This is a genomic window from Helicobacter pylori, from assembly GCF_001998165.1.
Classification (GTDB): Bacteria; Campylobacterota; Campylobacteria; order Campylobacterales; family Helicobacteraceae; genus Helicobacter; species Helicobacter pylori_DL.
Genome location: NZ_MTWR01000119.1, coordinates 1 through 201, shown reverse-complemented (window position 1 = coordinate 201; position 201 = coordinate 1). Strand labels below are relative to the sequence as shown.

Annotated in this window: 1 pseudogene; it reads left to right on the top strand. The window is 35.8% G+C overall.

Going from position 1 to position 201, the window contains the following annotated elements:
• Positions 1–201, top strand: a pseudogene (locus BZK24_RS09735) (hypothetical protein); the annotation flags it as partial.

Below are 201 nucleotides of genomic sequence, written 5' to 3'. Positions count from 1 at the left end.
CACCCACCCCCCCCACACCCGCCACAATAGGGATCTTAACCACGTATTCATTAAACACTAATATTAGCACCATTAAAGAAATTAAAAATGTTTATCAAAACCGCCAGGAGTTGTTTTCTCAAATTTATGGGCATGTTTTTGATAACCCTTTATATCCCATGAATTTAAAAAACCCCAAAAAGATTTTAATCAACCCTTTCA